21 protein-coding genes, 1 rRNA gene and 1 other annotated feature are annotated in these 22,423 nt (G+C 38.5%); of the genes, 4 read left to right on the forward strand and 18 right to left on the reverse strand.

Features of this window, described 5'->3' with window-relative positions; translation table 11 throughout:
• Positions 1-91 (reverse strand): 16S ribosomal RNA (locus ACYSNO_RS08770); the annotation flags it as partial.
• Positions 92-748: 657 nt separating this feature from the next.
• On the opposite strand from ACYSNO_RS08770, the gene croR reads away from it, so the two are divergent.
• The 4 genes from croR to ACYSNO_RS08790 all read left to right on the forward strand — a co-directional run bounded on the left by croR (position 749) and on the right by ACYSNO_RS08790 (position 5,774).
• Positions 749-1,438 carry a response regulator transcription factor CroR gene (croR, locus tag ACYSNO_RS08775; RefSeq protein ID WP_461730702.1) on the forward strand — a complete coding sequence of 230 codons (690 nt, stop codon included), beginning with the start codon at positions 749-751 and terminating at the stop codon, positions 1,436-1,438.
• Positions 1,428-2,609, forward strand: coding sequence for a sensor histidine kinase (locus tag ACYSNO_RS08780; RefSeq protein ID WP_461730703.1), 1,182 nt, complete (start codon positions 1,428-1,430; stop codon positions 2,607-2,609). Before croR ends, ACYSNO_RS08780 begins: the two co-directional genes overlap by 11 nt.
• A 42-nt stretch (positions 2,610-2,651) precedes the next feature.
• Positions 2,652-2,856, forward strand: a binding site (T-box leader).
• Between the two features lie 54 nt (positions 2,857-2,910).
• A complete protein-coding gene (serS, locus tag ACYSNO_RS08785) occupies positions 2,911-4,185 on the forward strand; it encodes a serine--tRNA ligase (RefSeq protein WP_461730704.1) in 1,275 nt (424 codons plus the stop codon).
• A gap of 125 nt (positions 4,186-4,310) precedes the next feature.
• On the forward strand, positions 4,311-5,774 hold the full coding sequence (locus ACYSNO_RS08790; protein ID WP_461730705.1) for a polysaccharide deacetylase family protein: 1,464 nt from the start codon (positions 4,311-4,313) through the stop codon (positions 5,772-5,774).
• Between the two features lie 146 nt (positions 5,775-5,920).
• On the opposite strand, the gene ACYSNO_RS08795 is transcribed toward ACYSNO_RS08790, so the two are convergent.
• The 17 genes from ACYSNO_RS08795 to ACYSNO_RS08875 form a co-directional block, all read right to left on the reverse strand.
• Complete coding sequence (locus tag ACYSNO_RS08795) at positions 5,921-6,859, reverse strand: hexose kinase (RefSeq protein ID WP_461730706.1); 939 nt, start codon at positions 6,857-6,859, stop codon at positions 5,921-5,923.
• 21 nt (positions 6,860-6,880) lie between these two features.
• Positions 6,881-7,618: a GntR family transcriptional regulator gene (locus tag ACYSNO_RS08800; RefSeq protein ID WP_461730707.1), complete on the reverse strand. Its 738-nt coding sequence runs from the start codon at positions 7,616-7,618 to the stop codon at positions 6,881-6,883.
• A 230-nt stretch (positions 7,619-7,848) separates the two neighbouring features.
• Positions 7,849-9,333, reverse strand: a complete 1,485-nt coding sequence (gene guaB / locus ACYSNO_RS08805) for an IMP dehydrogenase (RefSeq protein ID WP_461730708.1) — start codon at positions 9,331-9,333, stop codon at positions 7,849-7,851.
• Between the two features lie 257 nt (positions 9,334-9,590).
• Positions 9,591-10,298: a DUF1129 domain-containing protein gene (locus ACYSNO_RS08810; protein ID WP_461730709.1), complete on the reverse strand. Its 708-nt coding sequence runs from the start codon at positions 10,296-10,298 to the stop codon at positions 9,591-9,593.
• 55 nt (positions 10,299-10,353) lie between these two features.
• Positions 10,354-11,451 carry a redox-regulated ATPase YchF gene (gene ychF / locus ACYSNO_RS08815; protein ID WP_461730710.1) on the reverse strand — a complete coding sequence of 366 codons (1,098 nt, stop codon included), beginning with the start codon at positions 11,449-11,451 and terminating at the stop codon, positions 10,354-10,356.
• A gap of 16 nt (positions 11,452-11,467) precedes the next feature.
• Positions 11,468-11,656 (reverse strand): DUF951 domain-containing protein, encoded by a 189-nt coding sequence (locus ACYSNO_RS08820; protein WP_461730711.1) that lies wholly within the window; start codon positions 11,654-11,656, stop codon positions 11,468-11,470.
• A gap of 20 nt (positions 11,657-11,676) precedes the next feature.
• Positions 11,677-12,567 (reverse strand): ParB/RepB/Spo0J family partition protein, encoded by an 891-nt coding sequence (locus ACYSNO_RS08825; protein WP_461730712.1) that lies wholly within the window; start codon positions 12,565-12,567, stop codon positions 11,677-11,679.
• Positions 12,557-13,321: a ParA family protein gene (locus ACYSNO_RS08830; protein WP_461730713.1), complete on the reverse strand. Its 765-nt coding sequence runs from the start codon at positions 13,319-13,321 to the stop codon at positions 12,557-12,559. The genes ACYSNO_RS08825 and ACYSNO_RS08830 overlap by 11 nt, the downstream gene beginning before the upstream one ends.
• Positions 13,322-13,332: 11 nt before the next feature.
• Positions 13,333-14,049, reverse strand: a complete 717-nt coding sequence (rsmG, locus tag ACYSNO_RS08835; protein ID WP_461730714.1) for a 16S rRNA (guanine(527)-N(7))-methyltransferase RsmG — start codon at positions 14,047-14,049, stop codon at positions 13,333-13,335.
• Positions 14,050-14,232: 183 nt separating this feature from the next.
• Positions 14,233-16,023, reverse strand: coding sequence for a glycoside hydrolase family 35 protein (locus tag ACYSNO_RS08840; RefSeq protein WP_461730715.1), 1,791 nt, complete (start codon positions 16,021-16,023; stop codon positions 14,233-14,235).
• Between the two features lie 68 nt (positions 16,024-16,091).
• Complete coding sequence (gene lacD, locus ACYSNO_RS08845) at positions 16,092-17,084, reverse strand: tagatose-bisphosphate aldolase (protein WP_461730716.1); 993 nt, start codon at positions 17,082-17,084, stop codon at positions 16,092-16,094.
• Between the two features lie 49 nt (positions 17,085-17,133).
• A complete protein-coding gene (gene agaS / locus ACYSNO_RS08850; protein ID WP_461730717.1) occupies positions 17,134-18,309 on the reverse strand; it encodes an SIS domain-containing protein in 1,176 nt (391 codons plus the stop codon).
• A 212-nt stretch (positions 18,310-18,521) separates the two neighbouring features.
• Complete coding sequence (locus ACYSNO_RS08855) at positions 18,522-18,923, reverse strand: PTS sugar transporter subunit IIA (protein ID WP_461730718.1); 402 nt, start codon at positions 18,921-18,923, stop codon at positions 18,522-18,524.
• A 21-nt stretch (positions 18,924-18,944) separates the two neighbouring features.
• On the reverse strand, positions 18,945-19,754 hold the full coding sequence (locus ACYSNO_RS08860) for a PTS system mannose/fructose/sorbose family transporter subunit IID (protein WP_461730719.1): 810 nt from the start codon (positions 19,752-19,754) through the stop codon (positions 18,945-18,947).
• Positions 19,741-20,628 carry a PTS mannose/fructose/sorbose/N-acetylgalactosamine transporter subunit IIC gene (locus ACYSNO_RS08865; RefSeq protein ID WP_461730720.1) on the reverse strand — a complete coding sequence of 296 codons (888 nt, stop codon included), beginning with the start codon at positions 20,626-20,628 and terminating at the stop codon, positions 19,741-19,743. The genes ACYSNO_RS08860 and ACYSNO_RS08865 overlap by 14 nt, the downstream gene beginning before the upstream one ends.
• Before the next feature lie 14 nt (positions 20,629-20,642).
• Positions 20,643-21,122, reverse strand: coding sequence for a PTS system mannose/fructose/N-acetylgalactosamine-transporter subunit IIB (locus tag ACYSNO_RS08870; protein ID WP_461730721.1), 480 nt, complete (start codon positions 21,120-21,122; stop codon positions 20,643-20,645).
• A gap of 426 nt (positions 21,123-21,548) precedes the next feature.
• The gene (locus ACYSNO_RS08875; RefSeq protein ID WP_461730722.1) at positions 21,549-22,382 is read right to left on the reverse strand and encodes a homoserine O-acetyltransferase/O-succinyltransferase family protein; all 834 of its coding nucleotides are present in this window, start codon (positions 22,380-22,382) and stop codon (positions 21,549-21,551) included.
• Between the last annotated feature and the right edge of the window lie 41 nt (positions 22,383-22,423).

Below are 22,423 nucleotides of genomic sequence, written 5' to 3' on the forward strand. Positions count from 1 at the left end.
ACCGAAGTTCGATGAAAAAGAAGCGTTCGACTTGCATGTATTAGGCACGCCGCCAGCGTTCGTCCTGAGCCAGGATCAAACTCTCATTAAAAAAGTTGAAACAATCTTTCGATTGTTAAGCTCAAAAATTTTGCTAGCTTAATTGCTTGCTTGTTGTGTTTGTTTCTATTAATAGAAACATCCTACACTTTGGTTCGTTTGCTTGCTTTGTTCAGTTTTCAAAGGTCTACGTTATTTTGTCGCTTGTTGTTTTAGCAACTCTTATATCATATCAGTGCAACAACTAATTGTCAACACTTTTTTAACTTATTTTATTAAGTTAATTAAATACAAGTTTTTAAATAATGCTATTTATAACTCACAGTAACTTGTATATCATATCAAAGATGATTGTTATTTGTCAATCGTTTTTCAAAATATTTTTCTAAAAACAAAATCAGATAACTTCTCGCTTCAACAGTTAATAATATACCAATTTTCGTTCTTCTCGTCAACCATTTAAACGCCTATATATCAACGTTTTGTTTTAGAACCCTTTCTTTGTTTTTATGTCTTGCTTTTATTCGCGTATACGTGATAAACAAGGATGAAAAAGCAGGATTAAATCAATAATGTTCGTTTTACCTACAAAGCACTTGTTTTTTTAATAACTAATTTCATGATATTCTCTAAAGATTGATAGGTTTTTTATCTATTTTTTTGTTTTTTTGATAAGATAAGGGTAGAAAAAAGATTAGGAGGTAGAAATATGAAAATCTTAGTCGCAGATGATGACAAAGAAATCGTAGAGCTAATTAGTATTTATCTTCATAATGAGGGGTATGAACCGGTCAAAGCTTACGATGGACAAGAGGCTTTGGATAAGGTCCGAGCAACTCCAGATATCGGTCTGCTTATTTTAGATATTATGATGCCTGAACTGGATGGGATGCAAGTGGTCAAAACGCTTCGAAAGGAATCACAAATCCCCATTATCATGTTGACAGCGAAAACGACGGACATGGATAAAATTAAAGGATTGGTTGCAGGAGCCGATGACTACGTAACAAAGCCGTTTAATCCCTTAGAAGTAATGGCCCGGGTGAAATCCTTATTGCGCCGAACAAAAATGTCTTCTGAGAGTGAACAACCGGATGTACTAGAAGTAAGTTCTCTCATTATTAATCGAGATTCTCACGAAGTAAAAACAATTGATGGTGAAGATATTCAATTAACTGCCTTAGAATTTGGAATTTTGTATTTACTTGCCTCCCACCCTAACCGGGTATTTAGTGCAGATGAGATTTTTGAGCGCGTCTGGAAGCAAGAGAGTGTTGTTTCAGCAAAAACCGTCATGGTTCATGTCAGTCATTTACGCGATAAAATCGAGGTAGCCACTGGTGGAGAAAAAGTCATTCAAACCGTTTGGGGAGTTGGATATAAAATCGATGCCAAGTAAACGAATCGAAAAAAAGAAAAGAATCACCTTAACTTCAAAAGAAATCAGTGAACTATTTGCTGAAGGAATCGTTACAATTATTTTGTTACTATTAATTAATGTTTCTATTGTTGTTCTTTTTTCATCACTGATTGATCATTCTCCTTCATTAAATGATGCCATTTTTGAAACAAGAAGTAGTTTTGTGCGAAACTTTAATTCAACAATTTTCTTAAATGGAAAGAATTTGACGATTCCACTTTTTTTGATTATTGATCTTCTTGTTTTGTATTGGCGACTCATTCGCCGTTATCGACAGATGCAACTTCGGCATATCATTTCAGAACTTCATTATATTGCCAGCGGAAATTACGACCATCGCATTCCTTTTGAGTTACGCGGCGATTTAAGTCGAATCGTCACTAGCATTAATGGACTTGTTGATAGTACAGTGGCCGCGATTGAAGAAGAACGTCGAATCGAACAATCAAAAGATGAACTCATTACCAATGTTAGTCATGATATCCGTACACCCTTGACTTCAATTATTGGATACTTAGGATTAATTGAAGATCGACAATATCGTTCTGAGGAAGATTTATTAAAATATACCCATACTGCCTATGTAAAAGCCAAACAAATGACTTCATTAGTTGAAGATCTATTTGAGTATACAAAAGTTCGCCAACCGAGCGTCCCGGTTCACACGATGAATTTTGATATGGTGCAATTACTTGAACAATTAGCGATTGAATTTGAATTAGAAGCAAACCGAAAAGGGATCGAGATTCAAGTAGTGGCGACTGCACCTCAACTTTTAATGGATGGTGATACCGACAAACTGGTTCGCGTTTTTAATAATTTAATCACAAATGCGCTAAAGTATGGGAAAGGTGCGACATTGATTTTAATTGAAATTGAGAAAGTCGGAACAGAAGCCATTATTACTGTAAAAAACAACGGGAAAATGATTCCCAAACATTCTTTAGATTCCTTATTCAATCGTTTCTATCGAGTGGAGGAATCTCGTTCACAAGAAACCGGTGGGACTGGGCTTGGTCTTGCGATTTCTCAGAGCATTATTGCACTGCACGGTGGTTATATTTATGCCAAGTCTAATCCGCAATGGACATCCTTTATTATTCACTTACCTCTAAGTCATAACATCCGTGGAAAAAAAAACAAAGAGTAGTTGACGATTCCGTCCTTTTCCGCTATGCTAAAATTAATTAAATGATCTTCTTGCAGAGAATCTAGTACGTGTTCTTTCTATATAATAGAGAGCTGATGGTTGGTGGAAATCAGTATAGAATCGCATGGAATCCAATTCTTACGTAGCATCTTTTGAAAGAAAGACCTTCCCTTTGGTTACAAGGGATACAAGGGCGGCGATGAGCCGAACTTGGGTGGTACCGCGAATAATCTATTTCGTCCCAAGCATTTAGCGTGGGGTGGAATAGTTTTTTTTTAGACTTATTTTAGGAGGGAATAAAATGTTAGATATAAAAATGATTCGTCAGAATTTCGAACAAGTACAAAAAAAGTTAGTGGCACGTGGTGTCCCAGCAGAAGTTTTAACCCGTTTCTTAGCGCTTGATGAAAAGCGGCGCGAACGACTCGTAGAAACCGAAGAATTGAAAAAATACCGGAATGACGTTTCTGGTGCGATTGCCCAATTGAAACGAGACAAAGTAGATGCAACGGATAAAATCAATGAAATGAAAATGGTCGGTGAGAAAATTAAAACAATCGATCATTCATTACATGAAATTGATGAAGAACTAAAAATGATTGCTACCACTTTACCCAACTTAGCAGATGATAGTGTCCCTGTTGGATCAGACGAGGACGACAACGTAGAAGTACGGCGTTGGGGAACACCACAAACGTTTGATTTTGAAGCGAAGCCTCATTGGGAAGTGGCAGAAAACCTTAATATTCTAGATTTTGAACGTGGAGCAAAGGTTTCTGGAAGTCGTTTTGTCTATTATAAAGGAGCTGGCGCACGACTCGAGCGCGCTCTTTATAACTTTATGCTTGATCAACACATTTATGAACATGGCTATACCGAAATGTTAACGCCCTATATTGTCAATAGCCAGTCAATGTTTGGTACTGGACAATTCCCGAAATTTAAAGAAGATGTCTTCCAATTAGCAGACACGGACCTCACTTTAATTCCAACTGCAGAAGTACCACTAACGAATTATTACAGTCAAGAAATTTTAGAGCAAAAGGATTTGCCCATTTCACTGACGGCGCTAAGTCCCGCTTTTCGTTCAGAGGCCGGAAGTGCAGGTCGCGACACTCGCGGACTCATTCGACTCCATCAGTTTAATAAAGTCGAGATGGTTAAGTTTAGCGACAAAGAAAACTCTTATGAAGCCTTGGAAAAAATGACCGCAGATGCGGAAAGTATTTTACAAAAACTTCATCTACCTTATCGTGTCTTAACACTATGTACTGGTGACATGGGATTTTCTGCTGCTAAAACATATGATTTGGAAGTTTGGATCCCTGCACAAGATACTTATCGTGAAATTAGCTCATGCTCCAATTGTGAAGATTTCCAAGCGCGCCGTGCGATGATTCGCTATCGTGATGACAATGGGAAAATTCACTATGCCCATACCTTAAATGGTTCTGGACTTGCTGTCGGTCGTACAGTGGCAGCTGTCTTAGAAAACTATCAAAATGCGGATGGTTCAGTGACCGTTCCCGAAGTATTAGTCCCTTATATGGGCGGACTAACAAAAATTGAGAAGTAAAGCGACAAAGATTGAACAACAAAAAGCTTGATTTTTTCTAAAAATCAAGCTTTTTTTATTGTCTTTATGTTACAATATCGTTACATAAAGATTAAAATTTGAATGAAAAATTGAGGTGTGATTGCGTGAAAAATAAAGAAAGTACGCCTAAGAGAAGCGAACAACGTTTACTGAAAAAGAAAGAGCTATCGAGAAAAATTTACCTTCGCTCTCTCATACTTTTAGGCTGTGCTGGAATATTGATTGGTGTCGGACTAGGAATATTATATACGGTCGAGCAACAGCAATTAAAAGTACAAATTGCAGATGAAACAAGCGATATCCTGAAGCATAGTCAAAAAAAGCAAGAACAAACAGGGGTAGAAACCACAGAAAAAATAGCAGAAACAGACAAAGTGACAAAAGTGACTTATTTACCTACGGAAGCAGAAAACATTCCAATTGATAATTTCGAAAAAGAAGTTGCGCGATTAATGGATGAAGCTACCCAAAAATATGAACCCAACCAACCAACCATCTTAATTGGGCGTTTAGGTTTTGAAAACTATACCGAGCAGCTCACTTCTTATCGTGTCACTGTCGATACTTACCAGTGGACGCCAAAAGAAAACACATTCAAACAATTAAAAACAACTGCCGGCGAACCGACCTATTTGAATCAAAAAACGGGAAAACCGATTACGAGTCAAGACCTAATCTCAGAAGAAGCCAATCTCCTTGGAATCCAACAAGTCATTCAACAACGACTTCTAGACGAGGCGAAAGAACCGAAAAAAATTATTAACGACGTCCTTGACTTCCCGAGAATAAACTGGGAAACAAAAATGACTTATACGCCCGATGCTTTAGAAATTTCACTACCTAAAAATGACTTAGGTGCAACCGATATTCGTTTGCCTTACAAGGATATTCAATCGTTCATTCGAACCGACCTAGTCAATCCTAAATTTTTATCTGATCAAGTTCGAACCTTAGATCCAAACGAAAAATACATTGCCCTAACCTTTGATGATGGTCCGATGGCAAAAACAACGCCTAAAATTTTAGAGATTCTCCAAAAAAAGAAAGTAAGAGCAACTTTTTTTATGCTTGGACAAAATGCCAAGGAGTATCCAGATTTAGTCAAACAAATCCATGAGGACGGACATGAACTGGCGAGTCATTCTTATTCTCACCCACAACTAACGGGGCTTTCTGATAAAGAAATTGAAAATGAAGTAAAAAATACAGATAAAGTTATTTTTGATGCTACGGGGGTCTTACCAAAGACGTTCCGACCGCCCTATGGTGCAGTCAACCCTACAGTTGCTCAAGTCATCGGTAAACCGATTATTCAGTGGAATATCGATTCACTAGATTGGCAATCAAAAAGTAAGAATGCAGTCATTCAAATGATTCAACAAACGTCAAATGCTGGTGGAATCGTCTTAATGCATGATATTCAGCCAGCAACTGCTGATGCACTAGAAACTGTTATTGATCATTTAATTAACGAGGGCTATCAGTTTGCAACGATTGAAGAATTACTTGAATATAATACCCGACCACTCTATCAATATTTTGGTCAAGCCGATCAAAGAAAAATTTAAAAAGGTGTTGTGACATCTGTCACAACACCTTTTTATTTTATCATTGTTTGACTAATTAGCAGAAAACTTGAGCGATTAAAAAAGCTCGTTGTTCGAATCGCCCTCCAGTTTCTCAGAGTAAAACAACTGTTTTCACACTTCCTTGTCTATACTTCTACGACTTCGATTTGCTCTTTTAATTGCTCAAAATTTTCAACAGCAATTTGACCGGTTCTTTTTTCTAGAGCGTTCAGCATCCCTGTCGCCATGCCGGTTTTCAATAATTCATCAACGGCTGCTCCTTGACTCAAAGCTGCTGCAAAACCAGCAATCGTTGCATCACCTGAACCTACTGGATTAACTACTTCGATCGTAGGGATCAATACCCGATAAAAAGTTGATTGGTGTTTAACGAGCGCGCCATCGCCACCTAATGTAATCACTACCCAGTCGACTCCCTCAAATAATGGTTGGTTCAAAGCTTCTTTTAAGGCCTCCAGATTTTCTAAACTTAAAGGTTCGTTAAGTAGACCGGTCAATTCCTCCAAATTTGGTTTAATCAAATCAGGTTTTATGGAAGTTGTTAAACTTTGTCTAAGGCTATCACCAGACGTATCGAGTAAAACAGCAACTCCTCGTTCCTTTGCTAATGCCACCAAGTGACGATAGTAAGTTGTCGGTACACCTTGTGGCACGCTACCAGAAAGTGTGACCACTTGTTTTCCAACAAGATTTTTAAGAAATTTCTGTTCAAAACGGGACAGTTCTTCTTCTGAAATCATTGGACCAGCTTCCAAAATCTCCGTTTGTTGTCCATTATCATGCAAAATGGCAATCGAATTTCGGGTTTCTTCAGCAATTTCAGCGAAGTCGTGTCCAATCCCTTCTTGTTCCAACTGGCTTTCAATGAATGCTCCATGATGGCCGCCCAACAACCCAGTTGCAAGTACTTCTCGTTCGAGTTGATGCAAAACCCTAGTCACATTTAAACCTTTTCCACCTACCGTTTTTTGTGTTTCCATCACTCGATTCACCGTATCCAATTGTAAATGTGCCAAGGGATAGGAAATATCAATCGAAGGATTTAGTGTAACTGTTAAAATCATTGCCCTCTCTCCTCGTTTCTTTTAATTTTCTGGTGTTCGAACGTGCGTGATTCGATAACGGAATTGATCGGCTCGAGCCACACTCAAGGTAAACTCAATAATTTCATTTTCCGTATTATAGGTTGTTCGAATCAATTGTAAAACAGGGGCGCCTTCAGGAATTTGTAATTGCCTTGCATCTTTTGATTTCGCAATTGATGCAAAAAACTCCTCATTCGCAACTCGAATGGTTTGATCGAACTCTTGCGAGAACAGATCATACAAGGGCTTCATTTCTAACAGTTCTATCGACAAAGATAAAAATTTTTTTGCAGGCAAATAAGAACGTTCTAACATCATCGGTTGTCCATCTGCGGAACGTAAGCGCTTTAACTTGATTAGTTTTTCTCCCAATGAAAGGCCTAGCTGTTCTGCCAAATATTTATTGGCCTCAATCGTTTCAAATTCTAAAATTTTTGTTTCTGGTGTCTTACCCAAATGAATCATTTGTTCTGTAAAACTATAGGTACCTGATAAGTTCGTCGCCTGCTTTCGAATATCTGAAACAAACGTGCCTTTGCCATGTTGACGATAAATATAGCCTTGTTTTTCTAGCTCTTGTAGAGCTAAACGGACCGTCGTTCGACTTAACCCATAACGATTGGTCAATTCGCGTTCTGAAGGCAACATATCATTGGCTTCCATTTCCATTTCGATTTTTTCTTTTAATAAATCGACTAATTGATTATATAATGGTTGTTTCACGCCACCTTTTTCCATTTTCTCACCTCATTTTTCCACACTTAAACTGGTTACTACCACAAGATAAGATTACTATGAATCCCTTTTCTTGTCAATCAAATAAAAAGCGAAAGCATGGGATTTTCATGTTTCTTTCCTTTCAAAACAAACAAAATGAGGTTGCTAGAAGAAACGCAACCTCATTGGTTCAGATAATGATGTTCTTCACTATCTGTTAATTAAATTTTTTCAAGTACTTTTTATTTCTACTAAGATTTTACGGAGTAGTTTGGAGCTTCTTTCGTAATTTGAACGTCGTGAGGATGTGATTCTTTCAAACCATTGCCACTCATCTGAACGAATTGAGCTTCTTCACGTAACTGTTCTAAATTGCCAGCACCGACGTAGCCCATACCTGAACGCAGACCACCAATCATTTGGAATAAGATATCTGCTGCGCTACCTTTATAGGCTACACGGCCTTCAATACCTTCTGGGACCATCTTATTGGCTTCATTGACACCACTTTGGAAATAACGATCGCTGGAACCTTTTTCCATTGCCCCCAACGAGCCCATGCCTCGGTATGTTTTAAAACGGCGTCCTTGATAAATTTCAAACTCACCTGGAGACTCATCTGTTCCTGCTAACATGCTACCTAACATGACCGCATGTCCACCTGCAGCTAACGCTTTTACAATATCGCCAGAATATTTAATCCCGCCATCTGCAATAATCGTTTTGTCGTATTTACGTGCGACGGATGCTGCATCATAAATCGCCGTCAATTGCGGAACACCGACACCGGCCACGACACGAGTTGTACAAATTGAGCCCGGTCCAATACCAACTTTTACGACGTCTACACCAGCATCATAAAGTGCTTTGGTACCTGATGCTGTCGCAACATTTCCAGCAATTAAAGTAGCTTCTGGGAATTTTGCACGAATCTCTGAGATTTTACGTAAAACACCCGCACTATGTCCGTGTGCTGTGTCGATAATAATTGCATCGGCACCAGCGTCTAATAACGCTTCTGCTCGTTCAAAAGTATCGCTCGTTACACCAACAGCCGCAGCAACCAATAAGCGTCCATGCTCATCTTTTGCTGCATTAGGAAACTCGATGACTTTTTCAATATCTTTAATGGTAATTAAACCACTCAAACGACCTGCTTCATCGACAATTGGCAATTTTTCAATTTTATGTTTTTGGAGAATTTTTTCGGCATCTTTTAAAGACGTTCCAATCGGCGCCGTCACTAAATTGTCTTTTGTCATGACTTCTGAAATTGGAATGTGATAGTCTGTCACGAAGCGAACATCACGGTTCGTAATGATTCCGACCAACTTACGATCTTCTAAAGTTTCAACGATTGGCACCCCACTAATTCGATATGTCGCCATTAATTTTTCTGCATCTGCTACCAAGTGCTCTGGGGTTAAGAAGAAAGGATCAATAATCACACCGCTTTCCGAACGTTTCACTTTACGGACCTCGCCGGCTTGTTCTTCGATGCTCATATTTTTATGAACGACTCCTAAACCACCTTGACGCGCCATCGCAATCGCCATCTTACTATCTGTTACTGTATCCATACTGGCACTCATAACTGGAATATTTAATTTGATATTTTTTGCTAATTGAATACTCAAATCAACATCATTTGGCAAGACATGACTTTCTGCCGGCACTAATAAGACATCATCAAACGTTAACCCTTTTTTAACGAACTTTGTTTCCCAGTTGGACATTTTCGTAACCACTCCTCATTTTTTGTGTTGCTAATGAAAATAGCAAAAATTCTTCTATAAGTCAACTATCCTAGAAGAAGATTAAAAAATACTCATTAAATTATTCGGAAAAGACGTGAAAAAGAAAAAGGAACGATGATAAAAATCATCGCTCCCTCGTTTGATACGAATATTTTTTGTTAAATAATAGAAAAAGTCTGCTCTTTACCCTTACTTCCGAATAAGGCATGATAAAGACAACTCTTTCACACCTTGTTTTATTTTTTGGTTACTTCACCTTTTGGAAGCGCCAAACTACCAACAATGTTGTACTTTTTCTTCAAGTAGTAGCGAATTCCTAAAGCGGCAGCACCTACAACAACTAAAGCCGTTGGAGTTAATATAAAATTAATTGCTGGCGGAATTAATGCAGAGACGCCAATAATTAAGACCCAAAACAAGAAGGCACCTGCCATAATTAGCACGGTTTTCCAAATTTTTGGCCGTTGTTTTTTATCAGCTCCTGGTCGTTCATATTGATAAACATATTTATACATGAGGTAAAAGACCCAACCACCAAGTGCAGCCATTAAGAGTAGCGTAATAAGGCCGTACACTTGGACGCTATCTTTGAAGAAGAGGCCCATGATACCTAACATTAAACCAAAGACACCTAAGATTAAAAGGGCGTTATCTAGCCACATAAAAACAGGCTTCGTTTCTTTTACTTCTTCTGGTTGGTTTAAAATTTGTTCTGTTCTTTCTGATACCGTCCCAAATAGTTGTCTTGCAGTGCGTCCTGTTTTTTGTTCTTGAACGAGCACTGGTAACATTTCATGTAAAGCAACTGTTTTTTCTTCTTCGGATAAATTCGCTGCTTCTAAGGATTTTTTTAAATCAAAGATGTATTGTTGATTTTTTTTGGTTAATTGCTTTTCTAACTCACGGTTTTTTGCAACGTAACTACGTAATACTTCTGGTTCCATCTTTTGAGTTGCCCCTCTCTTCTTTTTGCCTTATTGCGCAGTGCAACAAGTTGCTTTAAACGTTAAAGCGGAATAACATGACATCGCCATCTTGGACGATATATTCTTTCCCTTCTAAACGTACGCGTCCAACTTCTTTCGCTGCTTGCATCGAACCGTACTCATTTAGGTCTTCAAAAGAAACCGTCTCGGCACGAATGAAGCCTTTTTCAAAGTCTGAATGGATGATCCCTGCCGCTTGAGGTGCTTTAATCCCTTTCGTAAAGGTCCATGCTCGAACTTCTTGCTCACCTGCTGTGAAATAAGTCGCTAAGCCCAGTAAGTCGTAAGCTCCACGAATCAATTGATCCAGGCCTGACTCTTCGATTCCTAGTGCTTCTAAAAACTCCGCTTTATCTTCATCATCTAATTCGGCAATTTCTTCTTCTGCTCGGGCACAAACCACAATCACTTCTGCTTTTTCACTTGCTGCAAAGTCACGAACGAGTTTGACATACTCATTGTCACCTTCTGCTAAATCATCTTCACCGACGTTGGCTACATATAGCACAGGTTTCGTCGTTAGTAAAAATAAGCCCTTGACGATTTTTTCTTCTTCTTCAGTAAATTCGATGGTCCGTGCAGATTGTCCTTCTTCTAGTACTGGTTTAATCTTTTCTAAAACAGCTAGTTCTGCTAAGACTTCTTTATCTTTTGCTTTTGCCATTTTTGCTACTCGTTGGTGACGTTTTGTCACGGAATCCAAGTCTGCTAAAACGAGTTCTAAATTAATAGTGTCAATATCAGCTAGTGGATCCACGCGTCCATCGACGTGGGTGATATTCTCATCATCGAAACAACGGACCACATGACAAATAGCTTCTACTTGGCGAATATGGCTTAAAAATTGATTCCCTAAACCTTCACCCTTACTTGCGCCTTTTACAATCCCAGCAATATCGGTAAACTCAAAAGTCGTTGGTACCGTCTTTTTCGGTTTTACTAGCTCTGTTAAACGTTGTAAACGCCAATCAGGTACTTCCACCATGCCCACATTTGGATCAATCGTTGCAAAGGGGTAATTTGCCGCTTCTACTCCTGCTTTTGTAATTGCATTGAATAAAGTTGATTTCCCAACGTTTGGTAAACCAACAATCCCTGCTGTTAATGCCATATGCTCTTCACTCTTCCTATTCTTTTTCTGCTTTTACTAATACTTTTTTCATTTTCTTTTCAAACTCTCTCCGGGGCATCATCACCATTTGACCGCATTTTTCGCATTTAATCTTGATGTCTGCACCCATTCGAATAATTTCCCAACGATTGGTTTGACAAGCGTGGGGCTTTTTCATTTCTACAATATCGCCAAAATCATACATGCAAAACAACTCCTTTATTTCTATGCTTCATCAAACGAGAGATTCAATAGATCTAAAATTCGGGTCAAATCTCCTTGCGAAAGGTACTCAATTTCGATTTTCCCTTTCCCTTTTTTCTCATGAATTTCAACATTCGTTCCAAATTTATCCATCAGTTTCTCTTCGCTTTCGCGTAAATAATAAGGTTTTTCTTGGATGATACGTGAAACTTTCTTTTTCGTTTTATCCTCATTCATCGCGGCTACTTGCTGCTCTAATTGACGAACTGTAAGATTTTCTTTCACGCAACGATTCGCTAATTTTAACATCTGTTCTTTGTTTTTTAAACCCAGTAGCGTTCTTGCTTGTCCCATTGACAAACGATCATCTTGTAGCATTTCTTTGACCAGTTTTGGCAAAGTCAGTAAACGAAGATAATTGGCTACATAAGGACGACTTTTCCCGAGACGAGTAGCCACTTCTGCCTGGGTTAATTTTAAGTTTGTCATTAACATTTCATAGGCTTCTGCTTCTTCTAGCGCATTTAAATCTTCACGTTGTAAGTTTTCTAAAACAGCGACTTGCATCATCGCTTCTTCATCAAAGTCACGAACAATTGCTGGAATGGTTTCTTTTTTTGCTAATTTTGAAGCTCGAAAACGTCGTTCCCCTGCGATAATTTCATAGCCTTTAACCGCTGACTCGCGGACAATAATCGGTTGAAAGACCCCCGAGTGGGCAATTGAACTTGCGAGTTCCTTCAATGAGTTTTCATCAAAAGTTTTGCGCGGTTGATAGGGATTCGGACGTAACTCATTTAGCGAAATCTCAATTACGGATTCTTTTTTTACATCCACTTCTTCTAAACTCGCCAAATCTTGAAATAAAGCGTCAATCCCTTTACCTAAAATTTTCCCTTTATTATTTTTCACGAGCTAACACTTCCTTTGCTAGTGCTTGATACACTTCCGCTCCTTTTGAACGAATGTCATAGTCAATAATCGACATGCCATGACTTGGCGCTTCGGATAATCGAATATTACGGGGAATGATTGTATCATAAACTTTTTCTTGGAAGTAACGACGCACCTCTTCCACAACTTCTGCGCCTAAATTCGTACGTGCGTCATACATGGTGAGCAGCACGCCCTCGATTTCGAGTTCTGGATTAAAATGCTTTTGGACCAGACGAACGGTATTCAATAACTGACTTAACCCTTCTAAAGCATAATACTCACATTGGACGGGAATCAAGATGGAGTCACTGGCAGTAAACGCATTGATGGTTAAGTGGCCTAATGATGGTGGACAGTCAATCAAAACAAAGTCGTATTGGTCTTTAATTTCATTAATGGCCATTTTTAAGCGTGATTCTCGAGCCATCATTGAGGTTAATTCAATTTCAGCTCCCGCCAATTGTAACGTCGCCGGCACAATATCGAGGTTTTCTCTTGAACTTGAAGTAATCGCCTCTTTGATTGGTATTTCATTGACTAAGACATCATAAATATCATGCGTGACGTCCGGTTTGCGAATTCCCATCCCGCTTGTCGCATTTCCTTGAGCATCGATATCCACTAAAAGAACTTTTTTTCCCGTAAAAGCTAAGCTTGAACCTAAATTTACGGTAGTCGTCGTTTTTCCAACGCCACCTTTTTGATTTGCAACAGAAATAATACGTGCCATGGATACCCCTCCTATTTTAATGGTTGCTTATTTGGTAGTCCTGGTTTTCTTGGATACTTATTTGGTGTTTCTTTTTTCTTCTCAATGACTAAAATATGGCGTTCATCACCAATGAGTGGTAACTCAATTAATTTATCTTCAATAAATTTTCCGCCAAGTAAACGAATGGCTGGTTGCGCCTCTTGTAATTCCTCTTCACTTTTCGCCGCTTTCAATGCATAAAAGAACCCTGATTTTTTCACCAATGGCAAACAAAGCTCTGCTAAGACGTTCAGCCGAGCAACTGCACGAGCGGTCACATAATCGTAACTTTCTCTTTGGTCTTTCAATTTAGCAAATGTTTCTGCTCGATCATGAAACAACGAAACACCTGCTAACTCGAGTGTCTCCACTAAGTGTGTTAAAAAAGTAATTCGCTTATTTAATGAATCAACAATCGTCACTTGAAGGTCAGGGAAAATTATTTTTAAAGGAATACTTGGAAAGCCTGCACCAGACCCCACATCACACAATGCCCCTTTAGGATTAAAATCCACTGCCAGAGCCAATGTAATTGAATCATAAAAATGCTTTAAATAAACTTCCTTTTTTTCCGTAATTGCAGTCAAGTTCATTTTTTCATTCCAACTAACCAGAGTCTCGTAGTAACTTGCGAATTGTTGCATTTGTTTCTCACTTAATTCAATGCCTTGTTCTTGTAGTTTTTGTTTAAATTCTTCAGGTAACATCTCTCTTTCCTTTCTTCTACGTGAAACAGAATAATGTTTCACAGATCCTTTCTTACTTTAACGTAAATTCCTTTATCATGCAAGGAGAAGTCGTGTTTTCCCACTTGTTTTCAAGAGTTTTTTTATGTTTCACGTGAAACATAAAAAAGGAACCGCGACCTAGTCTACGATTCCTTTTTTTTCTTATTCATACAAAGAAGTTTCAACTAAATTATAAATCGGTTTTTCGGTAAAACTTAGGGTTTCTCCGTAAACACCTTCCGTTTCAAAAATAACCACTTCGTTCTCTGCTTGTAAAAAACCTTTTGGTAAATATAGAGACTGCTGTGCCCCTTTATTCCAGAATCGTCCAATATGATGACCATTCACTAAGACAATGCCCTTCCCAAAGTTTTGTAAGTTCACAAAAGTATCTTCGATTTCATCGAGTTTAAATTGATACTGATAAAATGCCGGCTGTCCCTCTTGCCATGCTTTTGAAAAGTCAATCGCTAATTTCGCCTCGTCTTCAAAAGGTAGCGCGTACTGTTCCCAGTCCAAAATAAAGTGTAAATCACCCATCACTCCTTGACGCAAACCTTTACGTTGGGTATCTGCCAATAGTTTATGGCCATAATTCACTCGTCCCATATTCTCCATCAGTACATCGAGTTGATTGGTTTCTTCTTCGAGTTTCACCAAAATATCGTCCCCAATTTGTTCTTGATATTGGGTTGCTTGATGGACCCCATTTAAGAAAACTTGTGCCCGATCTCGTCCATCGATTAAACGATAACGTTCTTCATCCGCATCTTTTTGAACCTCTGTTCGATAGAGCAAATAACCATAACTTTGTCCTAACTTTTCCATGGATTGCGGATATTTTGTCGTTACCTTTTGACTAATGTCATCAACGACTGAAACTAAACTTACCTTGCCGCTCAAAGGAACTTTGTCGAGCTTAAAACTTTTCTTAATCAATGGTTCCATTTGAGGCAAATCAGGCAGTAATTCGTGAACCATTTTTTGGATGGCGTAATATTTTTCTGTTGGATTGCCTTGCTCATCTAATGGTGCCCCATAATCATAAGAAGTAATTTGTGGTAAGTCTCTCGTTCCTCGTGCGGAACAACCATTCATAAAGCCAAAATTCGTACCGCCATGGAACATGTATAGGTTGACACTACCAATTTCTAAAACTTCTTTTAACGCAGCCACGAGCTCATCTGTTTCACGTGTAACAATCGGTTCTGCCCAACGGTTAAACCAACCATCCCAAAATTCCATACACATGAGGGGCCACTTTTTCCCGTGAGCCGCATGAAATTTTTGTAGTTCCGCAAAGTTTTCCTTCCCACGTGAACCAAAATTACCAGTTGGAAGAACCCCTTCTTCAATCATACTCCCTGCACGCAAGGTTGCGAGCCAAGAGCCATCAGAGGTAAAGAATGGTACATCAACCCCACAATCTTCCATGATCGCTTTAATCGCTTTTAAATAGCCTTTATCTTCACTATAAGAGCCATATTCATTTTCAACTTGCATCATTAAGATGGGCCCGCCATGCGTAAACTGCAAAGGCACGACTTGTTCCAATAATACTTGATAATATTTTTTAACAGAATCTAAAAATTTTGGATCACTCGAACGAATATGACAATCCTTTTCTAGTAACCACGCAGGCAGGCCACCAAATTCCCATTCCGCACAAATATACGGTGTCGGCCTTAAAATTACATACAACCCAACTTCCTCTGCTAAACGAATAAAAGCAGCTAAATCTTTGATCCCTTCAAAATCAAAAGTTCCTTCTTTAGGTTCATGAATATTCCAAGGAACGTAGGTTTCGACCGTGTTAAACCCTAATGCTTTTAAATTATAAAGTGAATGGTACCAACCATCAGGATGAACGCGAAAATAATGAATCGCTCCAGATAAAATTTTAAAAGGCTCCCCATTTAATATAAAATCTTCTTGAATCTCAAACGTCGTCATACTATTTTTTCCTCCTCCTCTTAAAAAGGCATGAGCATCTAGTGACACTCATGCCCTTCGCACATTTTTTATTCGCTCACTTGAACCTTTTCATGCCATGAGCTAGCTGTTTCTGCAACCACTTCATTCAAGGATTCAATGTTTTGTTTCCCTTCAGTCTCTAACCACGCGCGAGCAGCAGCTTCGCCCCCTTCGATAAACGGTTGAACACCATTTTTCCATGTTGCACGGCCACATAATACACCATTAAAGGTAGATCCTGCTTCTTTGGCAAAACGTAACGTTTCTTGGAATAGTTGAGCAGAGACACCTGCACTTAAGAAAATAAATGGTAAGTTGGTTGCGTCGCTTTGTTCCTTGAACAAGCGCAAGGCCTCCTCACGTGTATAAACGACTTCCCCTTCAGCAAAACCTTCGACATAGTTCATATTCACAGGTACTTCTACTTTTAATACATCGACTTTATATTGTGGTTTCGAGAATTCTTTCATCATTTCATTCACTTTACGCCCTTTGACACGCGCAAATTCCACCGAGTTATTCTCTGCGTTTGTTGCGTCATATGAAAGAAGTTCTAAATAAAATGGTAGATCTTCTGCCAAACACTCACTACCTAAACGTTCAACAAAAACGTGTTTTTTATGGTTAATTGCAGGATCTTCGTCCACATCGTAATAAAGTAGAAATTTAATACCATCTGCTCCTTGCTCTTTCAAGCGTAACACGGACCAATCTTCTAATAAATCTGGAAAACGGCCTGGAGTCGTTGCATCATAACCCGTTTTTTCATAAGCTAACAAGAGCCCCGCCTCTGCATCACGGACCTTTACTGCTGGTAGCCCATACTCTGGATCTAGTAAAATAGATGAAGAATAAGGCGTTAATTCTTCTGAAACAAGGGATTTAAATGCTTCAATTTCTGCACTTTCTGCTTTGCTACCAAAAGCCGTCATCATTTTTTTCATCGCACCACGCTGATCAATCGCTAAAGCACCAATCAACCCTTCTTTTGTTGACAAACGATCCATTGCTGCTTTTTTTCCTTTAGTTAATTTTAGCATCTTCTTTTCTCCTATCTTTTTCATTCAACCTCTTCGACTAGACAGCTAATTACTGATTATACGAATGGATGGTCACACCTTTTACCACTCGATTTACGGTGCCAGTTGGTGATGGCGTATCCGGTGTATTTCCAACTTTAATGGCAGACAATAAAGAAATCGTTTGTGCAAATAGTACATCCGCTAACACCAAGTACCCATCTGGTAATAGTGCATGACCGGTTTGCAATTCAAAATTTTCTCCTGAAAAACGGGTTTCACCTTTTTGACCAATACCGACTACTGCTGCTGCAATTTGATCACCGTTGACCTCTTCTAAAATATCCAGGTCATATTGACGGGTATAGGGATCATTACTTATAAAATCAAAGAGTAGGGTTTGTTCATTAACAAATGATTTAGGCCCATGACGAAAACCTAATGAGGAATCAAAAACAGTAGTAATTTTTCCTGCAGTCAATTCTAAAACTTTTAACTGTGCTTCGCGAGCCAATCCCGCTAGGCTTCCTGATCCTAAATAAACAATTCGATTAAAGTCGCGATTGACAAAAGCTTGAATTTCAGCTTCTCGTGCCAGAACTTCTTGCCCTAAACTGACAAGATTTTCAACATGCTTCCCTTTTTCCGCTACTGTATACTGATCATCAAAAACACAAAGACCAGTTAACGTCATGCAAGAAAAGCTCCCAGTCATGGCAAAACCTTTATCATTTGAACGATCAGGCATCAAGAGTAATAAGTTGCGCGCATCACCTTCCGCGGCTTTTGCTAATGCCCCTTCTTTGGCACATGTAATCGTTATGTGATAGATATTCTTGATTAACTGATTCGCTAAATCAACTGTCGCTACACTTTCTGGACTGTTTCCACTCCGCGCAAACGAGACCAAGATTGTTGTCTCTTCTGGAAAGAAGTACTGCTCCGGGGCAGCAACAATGTCTGTCGTACCTAAACTTTGGAATAAAAAGCGTTGACTATCACCATTTTGATTTAAGTAAGGAACTAAAGTATCTCCCACATATTGTGAAGTTCCTGCTCCCGTAAAGATGACTCGGATTTTCTCTGTCGTTTCTTGTTTAATTTTTGTTAAAAATGTTTGAACTTTTTGATGATTCTCTTCATAATTTCTAAAGGCTTCACCCCAAAGTTCTGGCTGTTGACTAATTTCCCTAGTCGTAATTTCAGCACCTAGACTTTCAAGTTCTGCTTTCGTTAATTGATACATTGATTCTTCCTCCATCCTTTTTTGAGATTCGACAACCACAACAAACTGGTTACTACCACAATATAAGTCTACTATAGTAAAAAAAGGTTGTCAATCATAAAACCCTTTAAAGACAATGTTTTGATTGCCTCATCCCTTTAAACTGGTCTCAAAAAAACAAACCACCTACCAAGGAAATCGGTTTTCTCGGCAGGTGATTTATTCATTCATTCTTATTCATCTTCATCTTCATCAAGAGTAGCTAAACGATCATTTAGTAAAGAAATCCCTGCTCTTGATTCTTCTACAATTTCCCCTTTTGAGCCGATCATTTCACCATTAATAAAACTAATAACCATTGGCATATTCATTCCTGAATACAACTCAAATGAAGAACCTGTCATTAGCAAACTGATGGCCACATTACATGGCGTCCCTCCAGCCAAGTCACAAAAAATGGTGTATTCATCAAGTCCTTCTAAAGTTGCTTCCAACTTTTTTTGAAACTCTTGCGGTCCTTCTGCCGGCATTAGACAGACAGAATGAATATTACTTTGTGGACCCATAATCATTTCTGTACTTTGTTTCAGGTGTTCACTAAATGTTCCGTGGCTAATTAAAACTAAATGACTCATTTTTTTACGCTCCTAATAAAATTATTTGGAAATCACGCCTAAAGCAGAAAGCGCAACACAAACGATTAAAACAATAAAGATTGCACGTGTAGCATTCATATTCTTTCTACCTAGCAACCAGTACACGCCACCAACGATAATCGCTGGGAAAAGACGTGGTAAAATCATGTCTAGATTGTTTTGAATATCTAAAGTAACATCTCCGAGGCTTGGTGCCCAAGCAACTTTAACATTGATCATTGTTGCGACAAGCGCACCAACCATGAATACCCCCATTAACGTCGCAGCATCCGTTAAAGCCGTTAAACGGTGTTGCATTGTTGTAACTAAGCTTACTCCTTCTTTATAAGCAAACTCTAATTGCTTCCAACGAAAAACCATTACCGCAATTTGAGCAGCGATCCAAATAAAGATACCAACGGGGTTTCCTTGCATCGCCATGTTGGCAGCAAGTGCTCCGAAAATCGTTGGAATTAAAGCACCAAAGATTGAATCTCCAATTGCTGCGAATGGGCCCATTAGACCTGCTTTAATCCCAGAAACAGTATCAATACCATCGATTCCTTCTTTTTCTTCAATTGCCAAGTCAATCCCTGTTACAATCGTATTTAAGAAGTTTGATGTGTTAAAAAACTGTGCGTGTGCTTTCATTGCGCGCTTTAGCTCTTCTGTTCCATCGCCATACATTTTACGCAGTTGCGGTAAAATTGTATATAAATAACCCGATCCTTGCATCCGTTCATAGTTCCAACCTAACTGGAAGGTTACTAAGTTTCGAATGTTAATTTGTTTAAAGTCTTCTTTTGTTAATTTGTAATTAGATTTCGTCATCGTCAATTTCCCCCTCAGCAGATGCTTGTGAAGTTCCTTGTGCTACGTTTGGTACACCTGAATTATTCTTATAACTAATTGCTGCTAATGCAAAGCCGATAATTGCGATACCTAACATTGGTAGAGAGTTGAAAATTCCTGAGAAGTCTTCAACAACGCTCGCTACACCGCCACCTAATGCTTGAATGTTGCCAAAAATAGTCGTTAATAATGCTGTAATGACAAAACCTAAAGCTAAATATGGGAAATGTTTTTTCACTGGTAAATAACGTAATAAAATTGCAAAACCGACTGCTGGTAAGACCGCACCTGCTACTGAAAGTCCGTCTCCCAACCATTTTAAATCACCATTTAAGACTGCTACAACACTCTCGACAAGTTCACCACCGAAAGCTAAAGCTAAGAAAACTGGAATCATCCGTGAAAGAGACCAAGGGAGCGCTCCTGCAATATAATTTCGTTCAATTCCTTTATAGTTAAATGTTTCAATATGTGAATCGATTCGGTGGGCAAAATAAGTATTCGTAAAACGACCTAAAATATCCATTTGAATCATAAGTGCTGCTACTGGTACAGCAATTGTAGCAATCGCTTGCTCTGGTTCCCAACCTAAAGAGATTGAAAAGGCCGTCGCTAATACCGTTCCTGAGTTGGCATCGATTCTTGATGCCCCACCAAAGGTTCCTACTCCAAGGACAGTCAATTGCATCGCTCCACCAATTAAAAGTCCCGTTTTAACATCACCCATTACAAGGCCTGCAAATAATCCTGCAAATACCGGTGCACTCATGGATGAGTAAAATTGTAATTCATCTAAAATTTGATAACCTGCATATAATGATAATAATAAGATCTGCCACCACTGAATTGCCATCTAAGATTCCCTCCTTATTTGTTTAACAAACTCATAAAATCTTCTGCTTTATCATTTGGTACCATTTGTGCTACAAGACGTACTCCTTTCTGATGTAATTGGTTAAAGACTTCGACATCGGCATCAACCACATTGATTGATTTCGTAATCGAACGTGTTTCCGGTGTTTGCGACATGTTTCCTACGTTAATTTCCTCTAAAGGAACGCCATGTTCAATTAATTTTAATAAGCGATCTGGACGGCGAGCAATCACTAGCAAGCGTTGTGAGTCATATTTACCTGCTAGAATATTATTTGCTGCTTTCTCAATCGGCAAAATACTTAACTTAACCCCCGCTGGCGTCGCCAACTTTAAGCCACTTTTTTCAATGGCATTTTGCGAAACTTCATCATCAACCACCATGATTCGAGTGATATTTAACTTGTTCGTCCATAAATTCGCCACTTGACCATGAATTAAACGACCATCAATACGTACACCAATAATTGCCATAATCCTTTTCCTCCTATACCGCTCAACGATTTTAATAAAAATAGTTGGCTATCTTACTTTACGTTTACTTCCAGACAGCGTTTTCATTCTTTTTATAAAAATAACATCTCATTTTTTCTTGTAAAAGAAACAATTGCAAAGGTCAAAAAAAGAAAAGATTGAGATGAAAAAATGAGAAAGAAAAAAATAAAATTCTTTTTATCTGGTAGTAACCACAAACTCAGTATAGAAAATTACTAAAAGTTTGTCAACTACTTTTATTAAAATATTTTTTATACTAAAACGCATACATGATTGGAAAATGAGAAAAAAAGAAAGAAACTCTCCTTTTTTTTGATAAAAATTAGAAGCGTTTCATTTATGTTCATTTTTTTTGATTGTTTTCACTGAAATTGAAATGCACTGGTATCTTTTAAACTTTTCTTTTTAACTTAGAAAAGTTAACCAATTTTGATAAAATAACACAGCGTGCTCACTCCACGTATTTTCTATATCCTCATTCGGATTGTTATTTCGAAAATAATTTTCTGGAATTAAAGGATCCAAGTGTCGTTTTTTGTCTCGTAAATATTCTTTTTTTAATGTGTCCGTATCGTATTCTAGGTGTCCCAAAATATAGACCGCACGTAAATCTTTAGAAGCTAAGATGGTTGGGCCTAGCGCTGAGCTTTGTGCAACGACTTGTAAATCTGTTTGAGCCAGCTGAGATTGGTTAACACCAGTATGCCGCGATTGAGGATAGAAAAAAGACGATGAAAAAGACTCCATTAATGGATGGCCTTCCGTAATTTTCTGAGGAAAAACACCAGAAAGTTTTTCTTTAAATAACACTTTTTCCACACCGAATGCTTGATACAAGCCCGCTTGAGCTCCCCAACAAATGTGAATAGTTGAACGGCAATGTTGTTGGCTCCATCGCAAGATTTCCACAAGTTCTTGCCAATAACTCACCTCTTCGAATGGTATGGTTTCGATTGGAGCACCCGTAATAATTAAGCCATCAAAAAATTGTTCCCGAACTTCAGCCAATGTTTGATAATAAGTTTCCAGGTGTTCTTTATCAGTCGTTGTACTCTGATAGCTTTCCATCTTAATTAGTTGAATTTCCAGGGGCTGCTGGCTTTTTGACAATAGTCGAAAAAACTGCTCTTCCGTGACTTCTTTTTGAGGCATCAAGTTAATCAAGGCGATTTTCAAAGTTTTTTGGAGTGATTCATTTAAGTGATTGAAGCGAATTTTCTTTTGATCATTCTGTGACAAAATGGTTCCTCCTACTCTCTAAAATAGTCATTCTCTTATTT

It is taken from the genome of Enterococcus sp. LJL98 (assembly GCF_054871745.1).